Here is a 580-nt window from a genome sequence, read left to right on the forward strand (position 1 = left end):
TCGCCCGCCAGTACCGGAACAGAGGCGAGCCCGAGGAGGATCTGCGGCAGGTCGCCACGGTGGGTCTGATCCAGGCCATCCGCGACTTCAACCCCGATTTCGGCAAGCAGTTCATCTCCTATGCCCTGCCGATGATGACCGGCGAGGTCAAGCGGCACTTCCGCGATCACCTTTGGGCGATCCGGGTGCCGCGCAAGCACCAGGAGAAGCGCCCGGAGCTCAATCGGGCCACGGCGGCCTTCGAGCAGCACCACGGCCGTTCCCCCACGGTCTCCGAGATCGCGGGGATGCTGGACATCACGATCGACGAGACGGTCGAGCTGATCGACGCCTCCAGCGCCTACAGCGCCCTGTCCCTCGACGTCCCCTACGGGGCCGAGGAGGAGGAGACCACCCTGGGCGACACCCTCGGCGACGAGGACCACCTGCTGGCAACCGTCGCCGACCGGGTAGCGCTGCGCCCGTGCCCTGGAGACGCTGTCGCCGCGCGACCGCCGCATCGTGCTCCTGCGCTTCGCGGGGGACAAGACCCAGGCGCAGATCGCCGAACAGGTGGGGCTGTCCCAGATGCACGTCTCCC

The 580-nt window shown here is 68.8% G+C and carries 1 protein-coding gene and 1 pseudogene; both read left to right on the forward strand.

Going from position 1 to position 580, the window contains the following annotated elements; genetic code table 11:
* Nucleotides 1–59 precede the first annotated feature (59 nt).
* Nucleotides 60–362 (forward strand): annotated as a pseudogene (locus VS93_RS32330) (sigma-70 domain-containing protein); the annotation flags it as partial.
* Between the two features lie 139 nt (nt 363–501).
* The coding region (locus tag VS93_RS32335) for a sigma factor-like helix-turn-helix DNA-binding protein (protein ID WP_269082899.1) at nt 502–580 on the forward strand (79 nt) is incomplete at its 3' end.

This window comes from Allosalinactinospora lopnorensis (genome assembly GCF_000981225.1).
Classification (GTDB): domain Bacteria; phylum Actinomycetota; class Actinomycetes; order Streptosporangiales; family Streptosporangiaceae; genus Allosalinactinospora; species Allosalinactinospora lopnorensis.